Origin of the sequence: Kordia aestuariivivens, from assembly GCF_014397005.1 — a bacterium.
In the GTDB taxonomy this organism is placed as follows: Bacteria; Bacteroidota; Bacteroidia; order Flavobacteriales; family Flavobacteriaceae; genus Kordia; species Kordia aestuariivivens.
In genome coordinates this window covers 372,158-396,585 of record NZ_JACGWS010000002.1, presented here as the reverse complement: position 1 = coordinate 396,585, position 24,428 = coordinate 372,158, and the positions used below count along the sequence as shown (strand labels likewise).

General features: G+C 34.6%; 21 protein-coding genes. 15 read left to right on the top strand and 6 right to left on the bottom strand.

The features are described 5' to 3' along the window. Position 1 precedes the first annotated feature (1 nt). Complete coding sequence (locus H2O64_RS05130; RefSeq protein ID WP_187561079.1) at positions 2 to 865, top strand: hypothetical protein; 864 nt, start codon at positions 2 to 4, stop codon at positions 863 to 865. 9 nt (positions 866 to 874) lie between these two features. Here the strand turns inward: H2O64_RS05130 and H2O64_RS05125 are convergent, their stop codons facing one another. Beyond that, on the bottom strand, positions 875 to 1,693 hold the full coding sequence (locus H2O64_RS05125; protein WP_187561077.1) for a hypothetical protein: 819 nt from the start codon (positions 1,691 to 1,693) through the stop codon (positions 875 to 877). A gap of 239 nt (positions 1,694 to 1,932) precedes the next feature. Between H2O64_RS05125 and H2O64_RS05120 the strand changes: the two genes are divergently transcribed. The 3 genes from H2O64_RS05120 (at position 1,933) to H2O64_RS05110 (ending at position 6,520) form a co-directional block, all read left to right on the top strand. Continuing rightward, complete coding sequence (locus tag H2O64_RS05120; RefSeq protein ID WP_187561075.1) at positions 1,933 to 4,302, top strand: outer membrane beta-barrel protein; 2,370 nt, start codon at positions 1,933 to 1,935, stop codon at positions 4,300 to 4,302. A gap of 429 nt (positions 4,303 to 4,731) precedes the next feature. Then, entirely contained in the window at positions 4,732 to 5,745 is a 1,014-nt protein-coding gene (locus tag H2O64_RS05115; protein WP_187561074.1) for a sensor histidine kinase, read from the top strand. A gap of 10 nt (positions 5,746 to 5,755) precedes the next feature. Continuing rightward, the gene (locus H2O64_RS05110; RefSeq protein ID WP_187561073.1) at positions 5,756 to 6,520 is read left to right on the top strand and encodes a LytR/AlgR family response regulator transcription factor; all 765 of its coding nucleotides are present in this window, start codon (positions 5,756 to 5,758) and stop codon (positions 6,518 to 6,520) included. Between the two features lie 166 nt (positions 6,521 to 6,686). On the opposite strand, the gene ccsA is transcribed toward H2O64_RS05110, so the two are convergent. The 4 genes from ccsA to H2O64_RS05090 form a co-directional block, all read right to left on the bottom strand. Further along, positions 6,687 to 10,013, bottom strand: coding sequence for a cytochrome c biogenesis protein CcsA (gene ccsA, locus H2O64_RS05105; RefSeq protein ID WP_235982770.1), 3,327 nt, complete (start codon positions 10,011 to 10,013; stop codon positions 6,687 to 6,689). Between the two features lie 119 nt (positions 10,014 to 10,132). Further along, positions 10,133 to 10,522 (bottom strand): group III truncated hemoglobin, encoded by a 390-nt coding sequence (locus H2O64_RS05100; protein WP_187561072.1) that lies wholly within the window; start codon positions 10,520 to 10,522, stop codon positions 10,133 to 10,135. 121 nt (positions 10,523 to 10,643) lie between these two features. Beyond that, entirely contained in the window at positions 10,644 to 11,114 is a 471-nt protein-coding gene (locus tag H2O64_RS05095; protein ID WP_187561070.1) for a hypothetical protein, read from the bottom strand. Positions 11,115 to 11,186: 72 nt separating this feature from the next. Beyond that, a complete protein-coding gene (locus H2O64_RS05090; RefSeq protein ID WP_187561069.1) occupies positions 11,187 to 11,480 on the bottom strand; it encodes a hypothetical protein in 294 nt (97 codons plus the stop codon). Positions 11,481 to 11,662: 182 nt separating this feature from the next. On the opposite strand from H2O64_RS05090, the gene H2O64_RS05085 reads away from it, so the two are divergent. From H2O64_RS05085 to H2O64_RS05060, 6 genes are all read left to right on the top strand, one after another. Continuing rightward, the gene (locus tag H2O64_RS05085; RefSeq protein ID WP_187561068.1) at positions 11,663 to 12,427 is read left to right on the top strand and encodes a Rossmann-like and DUF2520 domain-containing protein; all 765 of its coding nucleotides are present in this window, start codon (positions 11,663 to 11,665) and stop codon (positions 12,425 to 12,427) included. Beyond that, positions 12,408 to 12,938 (top strand): KdsC family phosphatase, encoded by a 531-nt coding sequence (locus tag H2O64_RS05080; RefSeq protein WP_187561067.1) that lies wholly within the window; start codon positions 12,408 to 12,410, stop codon positions 12,936 to 12,938. The genes H2O64_RS05085 and H2O64_RS05080 overlap by 20 nt, the downstream gene beginning before the upstream one ends. Positions 12,939 to 12,949: 11 nt before the next feature. After that, positions 12,950 to 13,891, top strand: coding sequence for a geranylgeranylglycerol-phosphate geranylgeranyltransferase (locus H2O64_RS05075; RefSeq protein ID WP_187561066.1), 942 nt, complete (start codon positions 12,950 to 12,952; stop codon positions 13,889 to 13,891). A 5-nt stretch (positions 13,892 to 13,896) separates the two neighbouring features. After that, positions 13,897 to 14,490, top strand: a complete 594-nt coding sequence (locus H2O64_RS05070) for a Maf family nucleotide pyrophosphatase (RefSeq protein ID WP_187561065.1) — start codon at positions 13,897 to 13,899, stop codon at positions 14,488 to 14,490. 408 nt (positions 14,491 to 14,898) lie between these two features. Beyond that, positions 14,899 to 15,360, top strand: a complete 462-nt coding sequence (locus H2O64_RS05065; RefSeq protein WP_187561064.1) for a hypothetical protein — start codon at positions 14,899 to 14,901, stop codon at positions 15,358 to 15,360. Between the two features lie 57 nt (positions 15,361 to 15,417). Continuing rightward, the gene (locus H2O64_RS05060) at positions 15,418 to 16,350 is read left to right on the top strand and encodes a septum formation inhibitor Maf (RefSeq protein ID WP_187561063.1); all 933 of its coding nucleotides are present in this window, start codon (positions 15,418 to 15,420) and stop codon (positions 16,348 to 16,350) included. A 238-nt stretch (positions 16,351 to 16,588) separates the two neighbouring features. Here the strand turns inward: H2O64_RS05060 and H2O64_RS05055 are convergent, their stop codons facing one another. Further along, on the bottom strand, positions 16,589 to 18,454 hold the full coding sequence (locus H2O64_RS05055) for a hydrolase/aminopeptidase (RefSeq protein WP_187561062.1): 1,866 nt from the start codon (positions 18,452 to 18,454) through the stop codon (positions 16,589 to 16,591). Positions 18,455 to 18,666: 212 nt separating this feature from the next. Here H2O64_RS05055 and H2O64_RS05050 point away from each other — a divergent pair, with 212 nt between their 5' ends. The 5 genes from H2O64_RS05050 (at position 18,667) to H2O64_RS05030 (ending at position 24,381) form a co-directional block, all read left to right on the top strand. Then, a complete protein-coding gene (locus H2O64_RS05050; protein ID WP_187561061.1) occupies positions 18,667 to 18,852 on the top strand; it encodes a hypothetical protein in 186 nt (61 codons plus the stop codon). Positions 18,853 to 19,080: 228 nt separating this feature from the next. Beyond that, positions 19,081 to 19,344: a hypothetical protein gene (locus tag H2O64_RS05045; protein WP_187561060.1), complete on the top strand. Its 264-nt coding sequence runs from the start codon at positions 19,081 to 19,083 to the stop codon at positions 19,342 to 19,344. Positions 19,345 to 19,513: 169 nt separating this feature from the next. After that, a complete protein-coding gene (locus H2O64_RS05040) occupies positions 19,514 to 19,738 on the top strand; it encodes a hypothetical protein (RefSeq protein ID WP_187561059.1) in 225 nt (74 codons plus the stop codon). A 197-nt stretch (positions 19,739 to 19,935) separates the two neighbouring features. Beyond that, the gene (locus tag H2O64_RS05035) at positions 19,936 to 22,467 is read left to right on the top strand and encodes a PIG-L family deacetylase (protein ID WP_187561058.1); all 2,532 of its coding nucleotides are present in this window, start codon (positions 19,936 to 19,938) and stop codon (positions 22,465 to 22,467) included. A 120-nt stretch (positions 22,468 to 22,587) separates the two neighbouring features. Next, the gene (locus tag H2O64_RS05030; protein WP_187561057.1) at positions 22,588 to 24,381 is read left to right on the top strand and encodes a sodium:solute symporter; all 1,794 of its coding nucleotides are present in this window, start codon (positions 22,588 to 22,590) and stop codon (positions 24,379 to 24,381) included. The last annotated feature ends 47 nt before the right edge of the window (positions 24,382 to 24,428 follow it).

Sequence of the window (24,428 nt, the reverse complement as noted above, 5' to 3'; positions counted from 1 at the left end):
GATGTATAAAAGTATCCTACTCATACTATCAATTTTCTTCATTAGTTGTTCAAATACAAAAAATAAATCAACAGAAAACATCGCAAATACCAAGAAAATTGATACGCTAAAATATTCTTATCGCGGATTTAACAATGGATTGATTCTTAATCTATTAAGCAATGAAAATTTTGAATATCAAGAATATTTTTATGGATGTTTAGGAGGTGGAGAAAGGAAAAAAGTGTTTGGAACCTACAAATTTGACAAGACTAATTTGACACTAATTCCTTCTAAAATAAAGCTCATAACATACCCAATGGTGCGTAATGATAAACCAGACACACTCAAGATTGATTACGGTGTTGATTCTCTAAAAATTAAAACACAGTATACTATAATTACTTGGGGAAATGCTAACTATGTATTAACTGAGCAATTTGATGTAGGCTGGAATACCGATAAAAAAAACGACTACATGCGGTTTTCCGAAAATTACAATTCAGGAGCTGAACCTGAAAGAAGTGGTCGCTATTTAAAGGATCGACAAAAAGATACACTCAATGTGCCTTTAGACTTAAATCAAATTCCAAAAAAATGGAGAAAATTATTTCTAAAGAATCCATTATCAGCTAAAATTATAAGTTCATCTAAGAAAATTATATCAGGGGAAAATGGAGAGTTCATATATTGGATTCTTGAAATTGATAAAGGAACGAAAGACAACGTGAGTAAAGGAATGATTTTTCAAACGGAATCTGGAGATTGTTTTTTTGAAATAGACTCAATTGGTGTAAATAGAAGCTTTACTAAAGCTTTTCCCTATATGTGTAGTGATGAAAATGACTTATCCATAGGAGCCGTTTTTCAAACCAAATGGGAATAAAAATATCTATCATAACTGCACATGAATATGATCGTCATGGCGAACTGCATGACAACCGTGAAAACGGACTTTGGAACTCGTAAGTTTCATGCGTTTTTTTAAATGTGGCTCAATAAATACTTTCTTGATTTTGGATGAAGCTGTCAATTTATCAATCAAGGATTTTGTGCGTGTTCTGTCAAAAACATAATTTCCTTTTTTATATTGCGGAACGATTTTTTCCAAGAAACTATATTGAAAATAACCTTTCTCCGCGCAGAATTCAGGCATGTTCTCCTCGCCTACTGTTGGGGATTCGCAAACGCCGTAACCCAACCAAGATGGACTTCCGTTTTTATAGTATTTTGTAGTTGCATCTGTATAATAGAAAGCCAAATCTATTTTTCGTCCGTCGTTGTGACTCCAATGCGGCAACAAGGGAAATTTCGCGCCAAGCGGAAAACAAGCATCTAAATAATACGTGGTCGTTTCTGGAAACTCTTTTTGGATTTGTTCAGCTTCCGTAATTAAAACTGCGTATAAATCTTCATGCACATACTGCCGATTCATCAAATAGGTAAACATTCTTAATGGTTTCAATGCCGAATGTGTAATTGGTAATGCTTTTCTGTTGTATAAACTCGAAGCCAATATTGGTAAAATTACAAACGATAGTATACCGTAAATTGCCAGAAACATACTAAAATTAACCACTTTTCGCTTCCAACCTAAAATCGTAACGCGACGTTTCAACCCTAAATAAATCAAATATGCCAATCCGCCAACTTGCGTGAGTATTGTAAGCAACAATACTAGGAGAATGTGAAGCAATACGCGAAGTGCTTTCATATAATCTATTTTCTATTGTGTTAGGTAAAGGTACTAAAAAGCATAGATCTCGATCTTCATCGGGATTAGTTCAGCTTACAATTTTGAGTTCGTCTTGCAGACTTCTCAAAATCGAGATTCACTAAAACTTAATAGTAAAATATTCCCAACTCAACCTTTTTTAATCCCAATTCGGCAGAAACCCCTTTTCTATTGCATCATTCTGAGACATATTTGTTCATCAAAAAAAACGAACAGTTATGTTAAAAACTTTACTCAGCACCTTTTTATTGCTTGCAAGCCTTTCTATGTTTTCGCAAAGTACGATTTCAGGAAACGTATTAGACGAAGCTAAGCAACCTTTATCATTTACAAATGTAGTATTATACGAAAACGAAAGCGATATGCCTTTGAAAGCTGTCATTGTAGAAGACAACGGAGCATACAGGTTCACGAATGTCAAAAACGGAAGTTATCTAGTGGAAGCTTCTATTTTTGGTTACAAAACACAACGATCTATTGTATTAAACATTGATTCCACTAAGAATGTAACCTTCGATTTTATCATGAAAGAAGACATTCCTGAAAACTTAGGCGAAGTTGTCATTGTAGCTAAAAAACCAGTCATTACACAAACGGCAGAAAAACTCGTCGTGAATCTTGAAAATTCCGAAATGGTGAATTCAAATGTGCGCGATGTCATCAAAAAAATTCCAGGTATGTTGATCACGAACGGAAATATTAGTTATGCCGGACAAAGCAATATTCGCATCCTAATCAACGGAAAACAAACCAATTATATGGACATGCAAACGCTGCTGCGCGAAATGCCTGCGGATAATATTGCGAAAATAGAATTGGTACAACAACCTGGTGCAGAATATGATGCAGATGGTTCTGGCGCGTTGATTAATATTATTTTAAAGAAAAATGTAAAACTTGGAACCTACGGAACTTTAAAAAGTATGGTGGGTTATGTGGATGATTTCACTTTCAGAAAAAGTGCTTCCATTGCGAGTTTTAAAGATAAAATCAATTGGCAAGCGAGCGCGAGTTATTCACGTGGTTCTTGGCGAGAAAATTTACAAATCATTCGAAAAATTGGCGACGAAGTATACGATCAAATTTCCCGTTCGCCTTTTGATCCAAATACATTGCGACTGAGTGCCGGATTGGATTATTACATCAACAAAAAACATTCAACAGGAATTAGCGTCCGACGAACGGGAAGTTCTTCAAATCGTGTCACGGATAATGTGACGAATATTACAAACAACGGAACGATGGAATCGTTGGAAACTGACAACCGATTTGAGCGCGATTGGAAATTATATGTAATCAATCCGTATTACGAATATGATGATGAAGTGAATAAATTGACACTCGATTTTAATTATGTAGATTACAATTCTACGAATGAAAACAATTTATTTCAAGTTGGACAAAGTACTGTGGCGTATGACAATCAACGCTATTTTCAAGATGCAGATTATAAAATTTACACCTATCAAGCGGATTACAAACGTCAATTGAGTAAGAAGGCAACGTTGAGCGCAGGATTTAAGTATTCGGATGTAGATTCGGATAGCGATTTAAAATCGTTGGTTCAAGATACAAGTGGCGATTTTGTCAATAATAGCAACCAAACAAATCGTTTTCTGATTGATGAAAATATCATGGCAGCCTACGCAAAATTGAACGTTTCCGTAGATAAATGGTCTTTTTCTGGTGGATTGCGTTGGGAACAAAGCGAAACCGTTGGAACTTCGCAAAACTTGAATACTTCTTTAGACAGAACAATTGCGAAATTTTTCCCAAGTTTGAGTGTTTCTCGTGAAATTACAGACAAAATCTCTGCGAATCTTGCATACAGTTACCGCATTCAACGTCCTTCGTATGAAACTTTAAATCCGTTTGTATATTATTACGATCCGTTTACATTTGAAGAAGGAAATCCTACCTTAAAACCTGCATTGACGAATAGTTTCCGTTTCAACTTAACATACGAGAATCAACCATTTTTCAGCGCAAGTTACAGTAAGACGAATGATGTATTGTTTCAAATTGTATCACAAGATGATGCAACTTCAGAATCGTCTCGTTCCACGATCAACTTAGCAAATAACGAAAATTGGAGCTTTAGTTTGTTTGCACCATTGAGCTTTATAAAAGGTTTGGAAGGTTATACAGGCGTGATTGTAAATTATGCCAACTACACTTCTGAAAACTTAAATCCTGTCTTAGATACTTCTAAATGGAGCATGACATGGTTTACAAGCGCGGAATATAAATTACCTTGGAATATTCAATCAGAAATATCAGGATATTACACATCTGGCGGACTGGAAGGACAAATTGAGTTTGAATGGATAGCTGGAATTGATATCGCGTTTAGCAAAAAATTCTTAGATGATAAATTAAAAGTAAGTGTAGAATTGGAAGAAATTATCGATCGTAAATTTATGGGTGCCATCAATTATGACAATGTGAATGCAAACTTTATTAGTGACTGGCCACGAAGAAATGTGTTTTTACAATTGAGTTATAGTTTTGGTAAGAAATACAACAAATCAAAAAATAGAAAAAATAGCGCTGGTGACGAAGTTGATCGAATTAAAACGAAGCAATAATATGTGTTTCATATAAAATAATGCGTAACGGATTCTTTTTCCGCAGTGTAGTAGTCATTTTTCGTTAAGAATTTTTGAAGCCTTGGAAATCGCAGATTCATGAACTCATTAATTTAAAATAGAAAATCGTGAACTAAAAAATTTAGAAAAATGACTACGGTTTTAGTTTTCGATAGAAAAACTAAAAACACCTCTGGAAATCGAAGATTCATGAATACTTTAACTTGAAGTATAAATGCATGAACTAAAAAGCGCACTTTCTTTTGTTGAAGCCTGTGCTGAACTTGATTCAGTATTCTTTGTGCGAGCAAAGTAAAAGAAAATAAAAAAATGAAATATTTTCTAAGATATATTTGAAAGACTCTTTTATAAAAGTTATTTCAAATTCTCATAACAATAAAATTTTTACTCTATTTTTATGCATTCATTATGAAAACAAAACTCAACAAATCTGATTACATGCTATTCGTCATTTATTATGGCGTGTCAGTCCTGATGACGATATATGAATTCCAAAAGAAGAGTTATAATCTTATTGAATATTTACTAGATATTCCTGCGTTTATCATCCTTGATATTGGAATGATACTAATATTTATGTATTGGTTATTACCAGATTATATCATCAACCAAAAAAAGTACTTACGTTTTACATTTTGGGCAGTTTTGCTAATGATTATTGCTGGGTTTTTAGAAGATGCTGTGGGTCATTTTAGCGGTGATAATGATTGGAGTGAGTTTAAATATGGTGTGCAGGAACTGATAAATTATATTTCAGGCACGGCAGAAAGTATTGGGATGCCTTTTGGGTTATTACTCGCGAAGAAATACTATGAAAATCAAATTCAATTTTCAAACATTCAACAAAAACAAAAAGAAAATGAATTGAAGCTGTTGCGCTCACAAATCAGTCCGCATTTTTTGTTTAATAATTTGAATACACTGGATGCTTTAATTGATAGTGACACGGAAAAAGCAAAAGAATACATTAATCGTTTATCATTGATTTACAGGTATTTAATTCAAACGAAAGATGCAGAAGTCATGGAATTGACGGAAGAAATGAACTTGGCAGAAAATTATATGTTTTTAATAAAAACGCGTTTTGGCAATGATTATGACTTTGAGATTATTAAAAATGTATCGCTAGAAAATAAATTTGTACCGACTGGCGCGATTCAAACCTTGTTAGAAAATATTGCCAAACACAACAGAGCACAACACGGAAAAGCAATCAAAGCAACCATGACAATTGACGAAGATTGGTTAACGATTTCAAATACGAAAAGCAACATCAAATCCAATCAAGAATCACTTGGAACGAGCTTGAAAAATTTAGAATATCGGTATGCGTTATTATCCGATCAGAAACTAATTATAGAAGATACGACGAGTCAATTTATCGTGAAAATTCCAATTATTAAACTAAGTAACGAGTCATAATTTACAAGCAATGCGCATATTAATTTTAGAAGATGAAATTCCTGCTTACGAGAAACTCGTGGCAAATTTGGAAACCTATTTTGAGGAATCTTTTTTGCATGATTGGGCGCGTTCCAATGAAAAAGCACGTGAATTTTTAGCGCAACATAGTTATGATTTTATCCTGTCGGATATTCAATTGTTAGATGGAATTTCGTTTGATGTGTTTAATACGGTTCAAATTGATTGTCCAATTATTTTCTGTTCAGCACACGATGAATATTTGTTTGAAGCGTTTCGCACGAATGGAATCGCATATATTCTAAAACCATACACAAAAGAAGACATCAAGCAAGCACTAGATAAATTTCAATCGTTTTTTAAAACAGAGAGCTATCAACCAATTCACAATGACACGATTGATTTATTAAAATCTGCGTTAAAGCAAGAAGAAATACACTATAAGAAGCGTTTTGTGATTAAGAAATCAAAAGGAATTCAATTGTTAAGCGTAAGTGATATTAGTCTGATAGAAGCTTCTGGCGATTTTTGCATGGCGATCGATCACGCGGGCAAGAAACACCCAATTTCGCATACTTTAGGCACCATTCACGAAATGCTAAATCCGTTGAAATTCTTTCGCATCAATCGAAGTCAAATTGCGCACATTGAAGCTATTGAAAATATCGAAAATCATTTCAAAAATCGTTTACTCATTCAACTCACAGGTCTGAAAGAAAAGGTCATGACAAGTTCGTCGACGACTTCGGATTTTCGGAAATGGTTGGAACAGTAGAAATGTAAAATTTTGAATGCTAAATTTTAAATGTAAAAGTGCAAACTGAAAACCGCAACTACTTCGAAGCTGTTCTCGACTGCGCTCGAACTGACAATTGAAACTAAAACAACTGAAAACCGTCAACCGAAAACTGCTAAACTTATAAACTATTAAACTCCAAAGACTAAGAATTCACAGACTTACTTTTCTTATAATGCACTTGGTAACGCCAGTAACTCAATGCGCCATAAGCAAGCCAAACTAAGGTTGCTGTGATGACGAATGGTAATCCTAAAACAGCGTCTCCAGTTGCATACGAGTGCAATCCGCTAAGGACAAAGTTTACACCAAAATATGTAAAGAGAATTGAGCCAAACGCTGAGATTGCCATCCAGTTAAAGAACCAACGTCCACGCAATCCTGGCACCAATCGCATGTGTAATACAAATGCATATACCATGATACTGATTAACGCCCACGTTTCTTTTGGATCCCAACCCCAATAACGTCCCCAACTTTCATTTGCCCACATTCCGCCAAGGAAGTTTCCAATCGTTAACATCACTAAACCAACCGTAATCGCCATTTCATTGATAATGGTGATTTCTTTTAGGTTGAGTTCCATGCGTTTTTTGTTCTCTTTTGTGGTCAGAATGATCAATAAAAGCGATACAATTCCTAAGATCATTGCCAGCGCAAATGGTCCGTAACTTGCTACAATCACGGCAACGTGGATAAGTAACCAATAACTGTCTAAAACTGGTTGTAAGTTTGCTATATTTGGATCGAGCCAGTTCATGTGCGCGCCCCATAAAATCATAGCTACGACAAAAGTGGTTGCTGAAATTGTTAGATCGGACTTTCGACCAAATAACAATCCAAATAACATGGTTGCCCAACCTACATAAATCATAGATTCGTATGCATCACTCCACGGTGCATGACCCGAAATGTACCAACGTGCAATTAATCCTAAGGTATGTAATAAGAACAAGGCAACAACAAGCCACTTAAAGACTATAATTGTCACACGCATACCTTTGTTATCTTTGAAAATCTGAACAATGATTAGGATGAACATGATGGCGCCAATCAACAAATAGTACATCATGAGTTTTTCAAAAATGTTATATTTATTATAGGCAATTTCAGCATCAATCTTTTTTAAAGAAGGCACAACAGCACTTCCATATTCTTCTTGACGCTTGCGTAAACTTTCTAGCATTTTATCTGCTTCTGAATAGTCGCCCGTTTGTTGTGCTGCATTTAGGATCAATACATATACTGGCATTGCATTTTTTACATAACGCTCGTATAATGAATCTTTGGGTTGAAATCCTTGACTTGGATTCTGAGAATATTCTTCTCCAGAAATCCATTTGTTATTTTCATGATCGGGAAGTGGAAATATTTTTAAGATTTCTCCAGAAACTGCTCTATTGAGTAATCCTAGTTTTAAATCGAATTCTTTGATTGCTTTTTGGTATTGATTTGGCGTATTTGAAGCAAAAGCATCTTCTAGATAAGGTGCTAATTTATAATTCCCTTTTTTATCAAAAAAATCTAATAACATTGCGTATTTATCGCTTTTCTCAATTCCGATGATTTTTCGTAAACTATCGTGTTTTTGACGCTTTACACTAAGGATATTTGCGTTGTACCACAATTTTGGATATTGAATCATTGACAACAATACTTGGTTTGCCGAAATGACATTATCACTATACGTGTTTGATTTACTTAATTTACGTACCAATTCTTGCGCATACGTATTAACCGGTTTCATACGTCCATCCGCATCTTGAATGACCAAACGACCAAATTTATCAGCATGTTCTTTTGGAACAATATTCGCATAAATGATAGAATCTACTTGTTTACCCGTAATCGTTCTTGTCACAACTTCATGTTCTTCACCTGGCGCATGATCGTGTCCTTCATGACTGGTAGAATCTTGCTGCTTTACAACTGCTGCTTGTGGAGATGTTTCGTTTGCTGCTTGTTTTCGCACTTCTCCATTGTCTTGTGCAAATGCACCAAAACTAAAGAACAACAATGCAATGATAGAAAGTGTTGCTTTACGTTTCTTAATTTTTTCTAATTGCTTTTTCAAATCGCTAAAGCGTGTATTTTTATCAAACATAATAGCCATTAATGCGAAGTATAATAAGAAGTACCCAAAATAGGTAATGTTGGTTCCCCAGTAATCGTGACTTACCGAAAGAATGGTTCCTTTTTCATCTCTGTCAAATTGTGCTTGGAAGAAACGATATCCTTTGTGATCCATAATGTGATTCATATAAATATCGTAATCAAACGAAGTATCATCTACTAAAGTAACTCTACTCATAAACGATTTGTAACCGCCTTGCCCTACTGTTCCAGGATACCGTTCTGCGATGAAATCGTTGAGTTTTATACTAAATGGAAGTTTCATTCGGTCAGCACCAAACGTCAACCAAAAGCCAAGTCCACCAACTTTCACCTGTACAGGCGGATTTGTGCGTCCTTTTCCACCCATAACGCGAACTTCTTCAGTTTCGCCTTTACTTGTAATTTCTAAAATAATAGCATCAGCCTGATCTTTTAGTTTTTCTGGCGTTTCTACAACACCAATTTTTCCTTTAACGGCTGGTTCAGGAACTACAAATTGCAATCCTGCTAAGCTGTATAACGAAAGGAATTGAAACGGTTGTACACTGTCTTTGTATACTTTTCTTTTTTGTTGAATTGACATGATCATGTTTTCGCCATCAAACGGACTTTTGATCGTGTAATTTCCATCAGCATCACTCATGATGTTGATAGCACCTTCTGTTGGTTTATTGAACGCAATCAGAATGTTATGAAGATTATCAGCAGCTTGACCAGATTGTAGAAAGTGATTGTGACGATTTCCAGCGCCAGCTTCTACTATTTTCAGATATTCTATACCATTCTCGTCGGGCACAATACCTTCTTCTGCGCCTTGAATGTATCCTTTGTAATCAATTGTAAATTCTTGCCCGTTAAAATCTTTATTCCAAGGAAATCCTTCATTAGTCCAAGATCCTGGAGCAATTCCTTCTGGAGAGATTAAGTAATCACCTTTCAGTGTTCTACGTCTTGGTTGTCCGTCAATTTCGCCATCAACCAACGCTTTAATGTATGTTTTTTCAGAAAGAAATGTACTTTCGGTTGCGCCTTCTCTAATTGGCATCACACCTTCATAACTTATATAACGTGTGACAAACGCACCAAGAATGATAAATATGAACGATAGGTGAATGAGTAATGTTGCCCATTTTTCTTTTCGAAACAATCGATATCGAAACATGTTTCCAAAGAAATTTATCATAAAAAATATCATAATGATTTCAAACCACCATGCGTTGTAAACATATATTCTAGCTGTTATTGTGCTGTATTCACTTTCAACGAAAGTTCCTATTCCCATGGCAAGTGCGAATACAAAAAAAAGGACAGCCATTAATCGTGTAGAAAAGAGAATATTCTTGATGAAATTACCCATTGTGTAGCGTTATCGTTTAGATCAAAATTTCAGTATGCAAAAATACGGTATTTTACATAATTTAATGTCTATTTAACATTCAATTTACGCTTATTTAGGAACATTCTAATTGAAGTGATTTATTTCGGTGTGCGTGCTTCAAACAACTTGATGTAGATAAAAGTGCCCATTTTTCGAGCTCTGTTTTTTGCGATGTTCACTTTTTCGCCTTCAAAAAGTGCATCTAAGGTATGAAACCAGTAATTTAACCAAACGCCAAAATGATGTTCATTGATGGTGTTTTTTATAGCTGCATCTACCTCAACATGCTTTTCCAACGGATTTCCTTTGTATTTGTTGACAAAGAATAAACTGCTTTCCCAAAAGTCTGTTAAGTGTTCTAAATGCGCGTCCCAATGTGTAATTCGCGCATTGAAGATTGGTCCCAACAAGTCATCTTTTCGAATTTTATCATAGAAAGTTGTCACCAATAAATGTACATCTTCCCTATTTCGAATGTCGTGTTTCATGTTTGGACTTTATTAGACTTGCTTGGATTGTTAGATTATTGGACTTGCTTAGACTTCTTGGACTTACTTAGATTACTAGACTTCTTGGACTTGCTTAGACTTCTTGGACTTACTTAGATTACTAGACTTCTTGGACTTGCTTAGATTTGTTTGACTTGTAACTCGCTAGTTTCTTGATTTCAGAAACACTTACCCACAATAATACAATTACTTTGATGATTTCTAACAATACATAACTAATATGTAAGCTAGAATCTTCTACAGGTTGTTGATTTATAATTTGTACAGCTCTGTCATCTAATAAAGGTAATAAGAAAATTGTTTGTATCAATACGATTAAAATCAAACAATGCAATAAGTAACTTCTTCTAAAGCTATTACTCGCAAGCGATAGAATGGTATAAATTAATAAAAATGTTACTTCTACTCTATTTAATGCTGTAAAAATGATTTTTCCAATGCTGACACCAATTCGCCGATCGACTAATTCTGATTGAAATTTTAGCGGAGCTTCCATAAAGCTAATCGCTAAGACCATTCCAAACCAAATTAATGTGATCAGGTATTTATGTGTTTTCAAAAAATTCCACATACGTGTTTATTTTATTTCTGCTGTTTCTTGATTTTGTTTACACATTGGAATCTTATACTTATGCATTACTTTCTAATAAAACTGTATCGCATTTAGCACAATGACTAATGCACTGAATACTAAACTTAATAGCAACATATTAAATACAAATTTTCCTTTTAGTTGTGCTAAGATTGATGCGTTATAAAAAGAAGTGAATATTACACATAAAAATAATTGCACTAAAGAAGAAACCGTGTCTAGTCCGTTCATTAAAATATACATTGCAGCAATTGATCCGATACAACTTTGCAGAATGATCGTTAACGGAATGTACATGGTATATTTACTTTGAAATTCGTTTAAATAGGTGTTATATAGTGTCATCTTAATTTTGGTTTTTGTTCTTGACAAATATCTCAACTCTGACTATTTTTTTTCATGATATATATCATGTTTGAAAATTTTATGCATCATAATTAACCTATTTATGGGAAATTTAAAACGAATGGATTGAAAAGTACATCGCTAAAGTTTTAAAAACCGTAAAGTGTTGTTATTTTAGCGGCATGATAAGAATTGTCATTTTAGGCGCGGGAAATATTGCGCAACATTTATATGAGGTGTTTCAAACTGTTGAAACGCTTCAGGTTGTTCAAGTTTATAACAGATCGACAAAAGCTCTATCGTATTTCAAAAATACAGATACGACTACTAGTTTGAAGAATCTGGCGGAAGCCGAAATCTACATTATTGCCGTTGCAGATGACGCTATTCCAAGTATTGCCAATAAGTTACCATTTACCAATCGTTTGGTGGTGCATACTTCGGGAAGTGCAAGCATGCACGAATTGCACAAAAAAAATAGACGCGGCGTATTTTATCCGTTGCAAACCTTTACCAAAGGTGTGTCTGTTGATTTTTCTGCGATTCCGATTTGTTTGGAAACTGGCGAAAAAGCAGATTATAAAATTTTAAAAACGGTTGCGGACGCGATTGGAAGTACTTCGTATAAAATTAGTTCGGAACAACGACGCGCTTTGCATGTTTCGGCGGTTTTTGTGAATAATTTTAGCAATCATTTATATAGAATCGCGCATGAAATTTGTGAAACGAACAATGTTCCTTTTGAAATTTTAAGCCCATTAATTCAAGAAACTGCAAAGAAAATTACAACGCTTACGCCGTATATGGCACAAACTGGACCTGCAAAACGTGGCGATCAAAAAACGATTGATACACATCTAGAAAAATTAGATAAAGACATTCACAAAGAAATATATACCTTGCTCACGCAATCAATTGCAAAAACTTATGGAAGAGAAAAGCTATAAAGAATATTTGAACCAAATTACCACCTTTATTTTTGACGTAGATGGTGTTTTAACCGACGGAACTGTAACAGTGACCACATCGGGCGAAATGTTACGTCGTATGAGCATTAAAGATGGTTATGCGCTTAAAACTGCTGTTATGAAAGGCTACAATGTGTGTATCATTTCTGGCGGAACCAATGAAGGCGTTCGCAAGCGTTTGGAAGGTTTGAGCATAACGGATATTTACTTGGGTGCACATCACAAAGTGGAGCAATTAGACGAATATTTGGCAAAGAAAAACATCCAACTTGAAAATGTGCTGTATATGGGCGATGATATTCCAGATGTTCCTGTATTGAAACGTGTTGGATTGTCGTGTTGTCCACAAGATGCAGCATACGAGGTGTTAGAAATTTGCGACTATATATCTCATGTCGATGGTGGAAAAGGCGCGGCACGTGACGTCATTTCGCAAGTGATGAGAGTACAAGGAACGTGGGATAAGAATTTTGACGCGAAATACGATTAAATTCTAAATTCATGCTAAAGTTTTTACAACTCATTCGGTTTCCAAACTTGGTCATGATTGCCTTGACGCAATTCCTCTTTTTTTACTATTGGATTGTTCCTTTTGACGATTGCCACATAAAATCTGACTTGTTTCTGTGTGTTATGATAGCAACCATATTCATTGCTGCAGGTGGAAACATTATCAATGATATCTTTGATGTAAAAACAGATCGTATCAACAAACCAAATCGTATGTTTATTGATACGTTTATTTCCAAAAAGAAAGCGTATTTGCTTTATTCCTTTTTAACTTTCGTGGGAATTGGCTTGGGAAGCTATGCTGGTTTCGCAATCAACCATAGTTGGGTTTCTTTAATTTTCATCGGAATTGCTGTATTATTATTCTTGTACAGTTCGTACTTAAAAGGCATTCCGTTAGTTGGAAATAGTGTTGTTTCTGCTTTAGTAGCGAGCAGTTTATTCATCCTGATCGCATTTGATAAAGGACACACAACTCGCGGCAAGCACTTAGTATTTTTTAAAGATGTTGCGCTTATTGCAATATATATTTATGGAACGTTCGCTTTTTGGATAAATCTCATGCGCGAACTCGTCAAAGATATTGAAGATGTAAATGGCGATTACAATGCCGGAATCAATACGTTACCAATTATCTTAGGGAGAAATAGAGTCAATAAAATTGTTGCTGTTTTAGCTGGATTAATGATTTGTTTCATTCTGTATATTACAAGTGCATATCTTCAAGGAAAAACAATTACCACAATTTACGTACTGATTACCATACTTTTACCACTTTTATATTTCATTATGAAAATATGGCAAGCAGATTCCAAACGAGAATACCGAATGCTGTCTTTACTATTGAAATTAATCATGTTGTTTGGAATTTTATCTACACTCATTTTTTACTATTTTGATCCGATTGATAAACTTGCATTTCTATTACCTTAAAAATTATGTTAGACAAACTTTCTTCAACATATCATATCATTTTAGCATCTGGTTCTCCCAGAAGGCAACAGTTTTTTAAAGATTTAGGACTGAAATTTGAAATCCGATTGAAATCGGTTGATGAAGTCTATCCTGAACATTTACAACATCATGAAATCTCTGATTATTTAGCCGTCTTAAAAGCGTCTGTTTTTAAAGGTGAATTGAAAGCTAATGAAGTGTTAGTTACTTCGGACACCGTTGTGTGGCATGAAGGTGTTTCGCTTGCTAAACCACAGGATGCACAAGAAGCGTTTGATATGATTGCCGCGATGAGCGGAAAAAGTCACGAAGTTATTACATCGGTTTGTTTTACAACGGCGACTTCACAAAAAGTAGTGCATGAGATTACGAAAGTGTATTTTGAAGACATTTCTACGGAAGAGATCAACTATTATGTAAGTAATTTTAAACCGTTTGACAAAGCTGGCGCGTACGGAATTCAGGAATGGATTGGCAATACAAAAATTTCACGCATTGAAGGTTCGTATGCAAATGTGGTTGGTTTGCCAACGCATTTGGTATATAAAGTGCTTTCGGAGATTGAAACGTTATTCTGATGCTTTTTCATTCCTGCGAAGGCAGGAATCTACTCAATACTTGCTATTATTTCTTTTAGCTTCTTGTGTGATTCTGAATCACATTCCTACTCTACTCAATGTAAAAGTTAAAATGACAAATTATTTACGAAGACAAAAACGAAAATACATCAAACTAAAGGTTATGATTACTTCTCTAGAAGTAAAAATAACAATACAATTCCCTATATCAATAAACAGGTATGTCGGATTTTTAGGTTGTGAGTTGTTATTTATATGAGCGATTGTGAATCAATTACATACAATTCATTTACCGTTCATATACTTTTTTGTGCAATTCATACAATAATAGTGTAATCTCACAGATAAAACATCCGTTGTTCGATCAACATTGTGTAAATTGAATGAGATTCCCTAAAATAACAGTTTGTGAAAAAAATTATACGTTGTATTATTATTTCATTCATATTCCTTCTGCATACAACTCTTTGTGCGCAAGAAGTATCATCTATTTTAAAAACTACAGAAACTTTCTATACTAGCGAAGCCTTTGAAAAAACAATAGATGTTCCCTTGAATGAAATGTATTCGCTTCCGCTAGATAATATACTTTTTGAAAATCTTAATAAAAATAAATTTCAGTATACTGGACAACACTTTGATGCTTTTACCAATGTTTATGGTATAGAAAATCAGAGGTATCCAAAAACTGAAACAAATCTTCGAAGTTCATTCGATTCGGCAGATACTGCATCGTCTGTAGATTTATTACCAGTTGCGATACAAGAATCTTGTACAACTTTTATTGTGGTCATTTCATTACTTATCATTATGATTATCGCATTTATCATTATCCGAAGAATTAAAACAAACACACTTAAATTGTTTTAACACATTGTTAAATCATACTGCACAGTCATTGTTTTTGAATATCTTTATAAAAAAACGATGAAATCGATCTCACGACACCTTATTTTAGCTGGACTTACGATCATAGGAACGATTATAGCTTGTTCCAATATTAAAAATGATACCGCTACAACTTTAACAATAACAACCGTTTCCAAACTTGCACAACCAACTTCAGAAGCATTCAACAAGTATTGGTATGCTGGTACAGCGGAAATCACTTCTTACGAACTTGAACAAGCGCGTTACGGCGAAATTCACAAAGGGAAATCTGTATTAATTTACGTTACGGAAGATTTTAATCCAACAAAACAAGTCAAAGCAGATCAACAACGTCCGAATAATATTCCAATTTTAAAATTGAATAGTACGAAGAAATTCTACACCGGAATTTATCCGTATAGCACCATGACAAGTACATTTTATCCTGTGGCAAACAATAAACATGCGATAAAAGTCACTGCTTCCATGCAAGAATGGTGCGGGCATATTTTTACACAATTGAATACTAGAGAACAGTTTGAAGTACAATCGTATTCGTATTTTGAAAGTGAATCGGATCAGGAATTTACGACTGAGAAAGCAATTTTAGAAGATGAATTGTGGACAAAACTCAGAATTGATCCAACTCAATTACCCACAGGAGCACAGCAAATTATTCCTGCATTTGAAGTATTACGCATGAAACATATTCCGCTAAAAGCGTATGAAGCAATAGCAACATTAACAGCAAATGGAACCATTTCAACATACACATTAAACTATCCAAAATTGAACAGAAAACTTGCTATAAACTTCAACACTAGCTTTCCGTACGATATTTTGGGTTGGACTGAAAGAACGACAAGTGGCTACGGAAGTAATGCCAAATTATTGACGACTAAAGCAACGAGAATCAAACAGTTGAAGAGTCCGTATTGGTCTAAAAATGGTGTAAAAGATAGTATACTACGTAAAGAGTTAAGGCTATAATCCTACAAAAACGCCTATTAATCAATAGCAATAGAATAGCGGTTATATGGTAAAACCGTAATCAATAGTTATAAAATTTCACGACATTGATAATGTAATAATCTGATAAATTAATTACTAAATATATCTAAGTCATACTTAAGTAATATTCCACGCTTAACCTACTTGGCTTATATATAATCTCATTTGAAAAAGGATAAAATATGCCCTTATTTTATCCTTTCTTTTTTGTCTTAATTTAAAAAGTCACACCAAGCATTTCATCAATCGTATTTACTGTAACTGAATGATAATTTGGACGTGCTTTTGTATACATACGTTTTGCTTCTTCTAGTTTGTTATTTCGCTTGAATGCTTTGTATAAGGTTGAAACATACCAACGACGACCAACGCTCATTAAAAAGTTTTCAATTTGTGCATCAACATTGTTTGCATGATAATCATGATTGATGGTTTGTTCAAACCAAACCATGGCAATGTATGAATTGGTCGCGTTTGAAAAATTACATGCCGTATCTAAAGCAGTGAATTTTTCTATAGATATTCCTGCAGGAATGTTTCTGATGAAATGTATTTTTTGTTGAATGTTCCACTCTTTTTTACACAAATCAACTTCGCTTAAAGTTCCTTTTTCCCAATTGACAATAGCTTCTTCTACTTTTTGAAACTTATCAGATTGAATTTTTGCTGCGTTTGCTGGAATTCCGGGGTTGTAAATCCAATCGTTTACATTAAAATCAACCTTGTTTTTTTGTAATAATTCTTTGTTTAAATACACAACAAATTTTTCTGTTGTCATGGTAGAAAACGCATGCTTATTGAAATATTCTTTTAGAAAAGTATCCATATTTTCGCGTCCAACGGTTTCTTCTAAAGTTCTTAGGAATAAATATCCTTTGTCGTATGCAATACTATTCATTCCATCATCAGGATTTTTCCCTTTCAAGTCTAACTTTAAATGTGTTGCTGTTGGCTGATTTTTAAAACCTTCTATTTCTTCTGCCAAATCTTGTCTTCCTATTGAAGCTAACATATTTGCATATTCTTTTCCATATAACGCTTCCATGATGCGCATTTCAAAGTATACTGTGAAACCTTCGTTCAACCAGAAGTCATTCCATGTAGCATTTGTAACTAAGTTTCCAGACCAAGAATGTGCCAATTCGTGCGCTATCAAACTTGTTAAACTACGATCGCCTGCAATTACGGTTGGTGTTGCAAATGTCAATCGTGGATTTTCCATGCCGCCAAACGGAAAACTTGGTGGCAATACAACCACATCAAACTGATCCCAAGCATACGCTCCATATAAATTTTCAGCAGCTTTTACCATTTTTTCCATGTCTGCAAACTCGTAATGAACTTTGTCAATCATCGATTTTTCAGCATATACGCCAGTTCGTGGACTGATTTCTTTATATACCAAATCGCCAACTGCTAACGCAATTAAATACGGTGAAATTGGTTGTTTCATTTCAAAACTGTACTGTCCGTTTTCGTTTTTCTCTTTTGGGTTTTCCGCACTCATAATCGCCAATAACTCTTTTGGCACTTTTACATTTGCTGTATATGTTAATCGTACTTGTGGACTGTCTTGAATAGGAATCCAGGTTCGCGTTAAAATTGCTTGTCCTTGTGTTAGTAAAAACGGATGTTCTTTATCGGCGGTTTGTTGTGGGTTTAAAAACTGTAATGCTTCTGTCTTATCTGTTGTTTCGTAAGTAATGGCAACTGTTTTTGAGTTTTTTTCAATCGGAATTGACAATGATTGTCCCAATACGGCATCATTCGCGCCAAGCGAAAACTTCACTTCTTTTCCATCAACAGTTATTTTCTGAATGTTCAAGTTTTTCGCATCAAATACAATTTCGGAAGCATTTGTACTTTCTATGGTATATGTAGCTGTTCCTGTGATATTTTTTTTATCAAAATCAACAGTAATGTTGAGCAATAAATGCTTTGCAACAGCTTCGTTTGGTTTTGCGTACGAATGTGTATCATTTGCATACGCGATGATTTCTTTCATTTCTTCTTTTTGAGATGTTGAACAACTTACCATCAGGCAAGCAATCAAAATAAAGGCACTATTTTTTAATGTATTCATGAATGTATGTGTGAATTAAAACTGTCTTTTCAAAACTACGGAATTATTTAGGAATCTTTCGATAGGCTCAAGGTAAACTTGTCAAAATGCGCCACGTTGAACTTTCTGAAATGTATCACATTGAGGATGTTAAAACGTTAAGTAAGGTGTTTCCGTAACGCTCTTTTATTTGTTTTTCTTAATTTTTCATTATTAACCAAAAATTTACACTTATGTTAAAAAACATTTCAAATCTTAAGGGAACAAAAGTATTGAGTAAAGACTCTCAAAAAAATGTCAATGGTGGAAAAACCAGATTTTGTGGCGGAACTGGCGGAATTCCAATTAACTGGCCACAATCACAATGTTATGGTTGGGGAATTCAATGGTATAATGGACAATGTTATGCGTGTTACTAATAGTCAAATCTAAAATTTATATCATGAAAAAAAAAAATCTTAAAAGTTTACAACTGAACAAAAAATCAATCTCCAACTTAGAAATTTTTGTAGCTAAAGGTGGAAGCGGACGTACATGTAATGCCGATAGTAACATTATATGCGATGAAGGTAAAACAAATACTAATTGTTTGTTTAATTCTGATTGCATCTGCTAAACATTTTATAAAACCATTAAAATATTGAATCATGAAAAAAAGAAAACTTAACAGTTTACAACTGAATAAAAAATCAATTTCAAATTTAGAAGTTAGTGCTACAAAAGGTGGATATCAATCTGAAAACGGTTCTTGCTATTGGCAAGATTGCCCGTCTAACGATCCTAATTTTATGAGTGATTGCTATTGCCCTAATGAAGGCGGCGGCGGAAACAATACTAATAACTGTCAAACACAAGTTAATTGTGGTTCTAATGGACCTTCCTGCTTTAATGTAGATTGCGAATATTACTAGTCGCAAATACTAACATTTAATCTAATATCTATACTAAAAGCGAACTTCGGTTCGCTTTTTTCATGCTTCAATTTTTGGTGCTTATCCTAGCTTAAATCCGTGTTTTTCCTATTCTCTTTTATGAGCAATGTAACGTTCTTTGAACCTGTGAAACAAAAATTTAATTCCAATGAAAAAACAACATTTAAAAAACTTAAAACTTGGTAAATCTACAATTTCCAATGTAGGAATTTCAACTGTAAAAGGCGGCGCAACAACAACAAACCAATCTCAGTATTGTCCTGTACCAATTCCTTTACCAGATACAATTCAAGCTCCTTTACCAGTGACTCATGACACAATTATATGTACACTGAATACGTACACAAGGTTCGTGTCTGGATGTAAATGTTAAGACATCAAAAAAAGACAATCAGCGAACTTCGGTTCGCTTTTTTTATGGAATTTACAGAAGAAAAATTACACCTAAAAAACGCTAAATTAATGGTTTATTTTCCTATGAAAATTTGACGAACGTTAAAGAACGTTAAAAACTAGAGGTCTCTAGTACAACTTTCCTATTTTTGATTTTACTGAACCAAATATTTCCTAATGAGAAAATACATCCTGTTTATTCTAGTATGCTGTGCGTTTACGTCAATTAGTACCGCACAAAAACCAAATAAACTTTCCTCCAATCAAATCTACGAGAAAGTACAAAAACTAAATTTTTTAGGATCTGCATTGTACATTGCTGCGCATCCTGATGATGAAAATACACGACTCATCGCCTATTTGTCTAATAATGTAAAAGCACGTACGGCGTATTTATCACTTACACGCGGCGATGGCGGACAAAACTTGATTGGTCCGGAAATTAGAGAACAATTAGGTGTTATTCGTACACAAGAATTATTAGCTGCGCGTGGTATTGACGGCGGACAACAATTATTTACACGCGCCAATGATTTTGGCTATTCAAAACATCCAGATGAAACGTTGGCAATTTGGAATAAAGATGAAGTATTAAGCGATGTGGTTTGGGCAATTCGAAAATTTAAACCCGATGTAATTATCAATCGTTTTGATCACAGAAGAGCAGGAAGAACACACGGACATCATACCACTTCTGCTATGTTAAGTATGGAAGCTTTTGATTTAGCTGGCGACAAAAACGCGTATGCTTCACAACTTTCTGATTACGAAACTTGGCAACCAACACGTTTATTTTTCAATACATCTTGGTGGTTTTACGGAAGTAGAAAAAAGTTTGAAGAAGCTGATAAAAGCAAAATGTTGAATTTCGATATTGGCGTATATTATCCGTTAAAAGGATTATCAAATAACGAATTGGCTTCCATTGCGAGTAGTCAACACTTATGTCAAGGTTTTGGACGTTTAACTTCACGTGGTTCGCAACAAGAATATGTAGAGTTTTTAAAAGGAGATTTTCCAGAAGATAAAAGCAATATTTTTTCAGGAATTGATACTTCTTGGAATCGTGTGAAAGGTGGAAAAGCAATCGGAAACATTCTAACTACCGTTGAAAAAAACTTCAACTTCGTAAATCCAGCTTCGCATTTACCAAAATTAATGGAAGCGTATGGAATGATTCAAAAACTCGAAGATGAACATTGGAAAGCGATTAAATTAAGTGAAATTGAATTAATTATTCAGGCTTGCGCCGGATTGTACTTAGAAGCATCTGCCGCGACTCCAAATGCAACACCAAGAGCAAACGTGCAAGTGAATGTTGAAGCGTTAAACAGAAGCAACGCGAACATCAATCTGAAATCAATTACTTCTTCAAGCGATCAAAAAACAACTCCAAAAACGCTTTTATTACAACCAAATACAAAAGAAAATTTTCAATTAGCGATCAATTTAGCAACTGACAATTATTCTGCACCGTATTGGTTATTTGAAAAAGGAACCTTAGGAATGTACAACGTTGCCGATCAGCATTTACGTGGATTGCCAGAAACTCCAAGACCTGCGAAGTTGCAATTCAATCTTGAAATTGACGGAAAACCAATTACCATTACAAAACCTGTTGTGTACCGATATTCAAAACCTGATAAAGGTGAATTGTACCAACCGTTTGAAATATTACCTGCAGTTACGGCGAATTTTAAAGACAAAGTGTTGATTTTTTCTTCAAAAGAAGCCAAAGAAATTCCGGTAACAGTAAAAGCAGGAAAAGACAATATTGACGGCTATGTTTCTATCAAACATCCGTATAGCTGGAAAGTATATCCAGATAAGCAAAAAGTAACCATTGCTCAAAAAGGCGATGCAGTTACCCTAATGTTTACGGTGATTCCACCAGCAACACAAAGCGAAGGCGTTTTAGTACCAGAAGTATTTATTGGGGATAAAAAATACACGCAAGCACTCAACGAAATTGAATACGATCACATTCCGAAACAATCGGTTTTATTACCTTCTGAAACGAAAGTCGTTCGCTTGAACATACAAAAAGGCGGTCAATATATTGGATACATTCAAGGTGCAGGAGACGCAATTCCTGAAAGTTTAAAACAAATTGGTTATGATGTCACTGTAATTGATCCGGCAACGATTGATGCAACTTCACTTGATAAATTTGACGCAGTTGTCGTAGGAATTAGAGCGTACAATACAGTTGACGAATTAAAATTTAAGCAAAAATATATTCTAGAATATGTAAAAAATGGTGGAAACGTCATTGTACAATACAACACAAGTCGCCGCATAAAAGTAGACGCAAACGAATTAGCGCCGTATAAATTGACATTATCACGCGATCGTGTCACGGACGAATATGCAAAAGTAGAAGTTATTGCGAAAGATCATTCTATTGTAAACTTTCCAAATAAAATAACTGCAAAAGATTTTGACGGTTGGGTTCAAGAACGCGGATTGTATTTCCCGAATGATTGGGCACCCGAATTTACGCCAATACTTTCCATGAACGACAAAGGAGAAACAGCAAAAAAAGGAAGTTTGTTAATTGCCAAATACGGAAAAGGAAACTACATCTATACAGGATTGAGTTTTTTCCGCGAATTGCCTGCGGGCGTTCCTGGCGCATACAAACTTTTTACCAATATGATTTCTGTTGGCAAATCACAAATTATCACACAACCACAACTTAAAAACTAACTCATGGAAACTGAAAAATTTGTCTGGAAAAAAATGTATACCGTCATTTTGTTAGCCAACTTGGCATACATTATTTTCTTTTACATACTCATGAATATTTTCTCATAACCCACCGACAACATGCTCACATTAGACTGGATTGTATTGATAGGAACATTAGCCGCAATTGTTGGTTATGGAACTTGGAAAACGCGCGGAAGCCAAAACGTGCAAGATTATATTAGAGGTGGAAATAGCTCAAAATGGTGGACCATTGGTTTGTCTGTTATGGCTACACAAGCCAGTGCAATTACCTTTTTATCAACCACAGGACAAGCGTTTAGCGACGGAATGGGATTTGTACAATTCTATTTTGGAGTGCCAATTGCCATGGTTTTTATCTGTATGGTTTTTATTCCATTGTATCACAAACTCAAAGTATATACAGCGTACGAATTTTTGGAAAATCGATTTGATTTGAAAACCAGAAGTTTAACAGCTATTCTATTTTTAATTCAACGTGGATTGGCCGCAGGAATTACCATTTTTGCACCAGCGATTATCTTATCAGTTGTTTTAGGTTGGAATTTAGTCACGCTGAATATTATTATTGGTGTGATGGTTATTATTTATACCGTTTCCGGTGGAACAAAAGCTGTGAGTGTGACTCAAAAACAACAAATGTTTGTCATTTTTGCAGGAATGTTCGCTGCCTTTTTTATTACGTTAAACTTAATTCCAGAAGATGTAGGATTTATAAAAGCACTGGATATTGCAGGCGCAAGCGGAAAAATGAACGTGCTCGATTTTTCTTTTGATTTAGAGAATAGATATACGATTTGGACAGGAATTATTGGAGGAAGTTTCTTAGCACTCTCCTACTTCGGTACCGATCAAAGTCAAGTGCAGCGCTATCTTTCGGGGAAATCTGTAAAAGAAATGCGTTGGGGAATGATGTTCAACGGATTGTTGAAAGTTCCGATGCAGTTTTTCATCTTATTAGTCGGAGTTATGGTATTTGTGTTTTACCAATTCAATCCTTCGCCTTTAAACTTTATTGATACTTCTACTGAAAAAGTACTCGCTTCAGAGTATAGTAATGATTATAAAACGTTACAAGACAAACAAGCTGTTCTATTCGGTGAGAAAAAGACAGTAAGTTTACAATTAGCAAAATCATATAATGATGTCGATAAGAAAAATTTATTGCGATTAGATAGTATTGAAAAAACATATCGTGCCGAATCAAAATATTTGATAAAGCGTGCGATTGATGGAGATTATGGTGAAAAGTATGATAAATTATCACAGGAATTAATCGCGCTTGACGCGAATCCTGAAAGTGAAGCCTATAAAGAGAAAAAAGCTGAATTGAAATCGTGGTATAAAGAAGCTGCAAAAGACAGCGAGACCAATGACCGTGATTATATGTTTATTTCGTTCATCTTAAAATACTTACCAAACGGTTTGATAGGATTGTTATTGGCGGTAATTCTATCTGCAGCAATGTCCTCTACGGCTTCTGAAATCAATGCATTGGCAACCATTACGTCCATAGATTTGTACAAACGAAACGTCAGAGAAGAAAAAGACGAAGCGCATTATGTGAAAGCAACAAAATTATTCACGTTAGGTTGGGGAATTTTGGCTATTATCATTGCATGTTTTGCAAGTTTGGCTGAAAACTTGATTCAATTGGTGAATATTATTGGATCTATATTTTATGGAAATGTGTTAGGAATTTTCTTGTTAGCATTCTTCTTCAAGTATGTCAAAGGAAATGCAGTTTTTACAGCAGCATTAATCACGCAAGCAATTGTTGTGATTGTTTGGTGGATTGACCTCATGCCGTATTTATGGTTAAATTTATTCGGTTGTTTGGTCGTTATTATGCTGGCGATTATTATACAATCGACACAGAAAAAAGTAGTATAATTTTTTCGAAGTAATAAAGTTAATACCTTTTGGAACGCAACCTTTTA